The organism is Mycobacterium uberis (assembly GCF_003408705.1).
In the GTDB taxonomy this organism is placed as follows: domain Bacteria; phylum Actinomycetota; class Actinomycetes; order Mycobacteriales; family Mycobacteriaceae; genus Mycobacterium; species Mycobacterium uberis.
In genome coordinates this window covers 1-1,761 of record NZ_QAYL01000041.1, presented here as the reverse complement: position 1 = coordinate 1,761, position 1,761 = coordinate 1, and the positions used below count along the sequence as shown (strand labels likewise).

2 protein-coding genes are annotated in these 1,761 nt (G+C 51.8%); one reads left to right on the top strand and one right to left on the bottom strand.

Annotated features, from left to right (window positions below):
* Nucleotides 1-152: 152 nt before the first annotated feature.
* Nucleotides 153-476 (top strand): putative quinol monooxygenase, encoded by a 324-nt coding sequence (locus MUBE_RS14350; protein WP_116541053.1) that lies wholly within the window; start codon nt 153-155, stop codon nt 474-476.
* 441 nt (nt 477-917) lie between these two features.
* Here the strand turns inward: MUBE_RS14350 and MUBE_RS20640 are convergent, their stop codons facing one another.
* On the bottom strand, nt 918-1,106 hold the full coding sequence (locus MUBE_RS20640; protein WP_133297136.1) for a hypothetical protein: 189 nt from the start codon (nt 1,104-1,106) through the stop codon (nt 918-920).
* Nucleotides 1,107-1,761: the final 655 nt, after the last annotated feature.

The following is a 1,761-nucleotide window of genomic DNA, read 5'->3' as shown; positions in this document are numbered from 1 at the left end:
ACCCCATAAGACACGCCGACCAACATCAAAACACCCCTACCCAGTCAAGTAGCAAAAACGGTGTGATCTGGTAACCACGTATACTGGCTCTGCCGGCAAAGATAATTGCGTAGGCGGGTGTAATGGGAGTTGCGAACATAAGGGTGCTAACAATGATCTTCATCGTCGTCAAGTTCGAAACCAAACCTGAATGGAGCGACCGCTGGCCGGACTTGGTCGCTTCGTTCACCGCTGCTACTCGTGCCGAAGCGGGCAACCTGTGGTTCGACTGGTCCCGCAGCCTGGACAATCCGGCAGAGTACGTTCTGGTGGAAGCTTTCCGTGACGGTGATGCAGGCGGCATCCACGTCAATAGCGATCACTTCAAGCAGGCGATGTGCGAACTGCCGCAGGCGTTGACGTCGACGCCCAAGATCATCAGTCAGACGATCGAGGCGACGGAATGGTCGACGATGGGGGAGATGTCGGTCGCCTAATTGATAATGGCCGATTAACCGCTGAAAATCAGCGATTTCGTCACCTAGTTAATAATTTGGTGTCAGTGGAAGTGCATGGCCGCTCTAGAGTTAGCCCGAGTCGAACCAGTGCGAGTTCCTTTTCTGAAAAGTAATCCCATGTTCTCGTAGGTGATCGCCATGGTTTCTGCGCAGTACGCTGTCTTTAGACCCATCATGTGTCGCTGGTTTCGGTGCTGCTGCGTTTTTTCCCGAATCTTCTTGTCCAGTAATGAGAGTACCTAGATCCAGTCGTTGAAGGTCGGGATCTGACCGCGCAGTCAATGGCCGGTCAGCCGTACGGTGGCCGGAAGTGTAGTGCCGTTTATCCGTGCGATCACACGTAGTAGTTCGTTTTCTATGTTTACGGTTGGCGTATGACGTCAGCTGACGCAGCCAGCATCGCTGATGGCAGCGCAGGGTTCACTGCAAGACGACTTGTTGCAGATCGTTGAGCTGAAAGCCGCGATGGTTGGTTCCGGTCCACATGTCGATGAGCTTGTCACCCAATTTGGCATGCCAGATCAGTGGTGACAAGTCGTCAATGGCCACCGTCATGTCGATGTGGTTCACTCGACTGTTTGTCAATATTTGGAGGCGTGGTCGAGCCACGAACTGCTCCGAAATAGTCAGAGGTTGTCAGTCAGAGTTTTATTGAGTGCTTGACCTAAGGTGAGTGTGCTCAAATCTGCATCAGCATGATAAACGTAGTAGATAGGCATGTCGTCATGCGTAGCATTTGAAAGTAGGTCGGACTGGCCTGTGTCGTTGTCGTTGCCAGTGGCGCGCTGATACTATGCGATCAGCGGAAATGGCATGCCTACACGGCAGACGAAATCTGGGTCCGGCTGTATTAGCGGCTGCCCGAATCTGGCGCGGAGGACTTGCAATCCGCATCGGGGTCGGCCACTGTTTCGACTGTAGACGAGCAATAGTCACTGGATGAGTCCCGTACGACTATCGATTCATAATCGAATTCCTTTGTGCTGCTTTTGTTTTTCTTGTATACTACTTGTGTAGTAGGAGAATCGATGCCATTATTCTGTCACTGTGACTCTTTGTCATATCTCCGGTCCGCCACGGCAAGGCTGCTCCAATGCATCCGGATTGTCAGATTGTCGGGCCTCATATGTGATGTCTAAGGTTAAGTGCTGCTACTGCAAGTAATTGAGTTTCATGCGAGCCGACTCATAGACCACACGAACGTCTCATCTGAGCGAGTCAACGATGCTTGATGGCTGTCCTCAAGCATCTTGTTGAGTGTTGT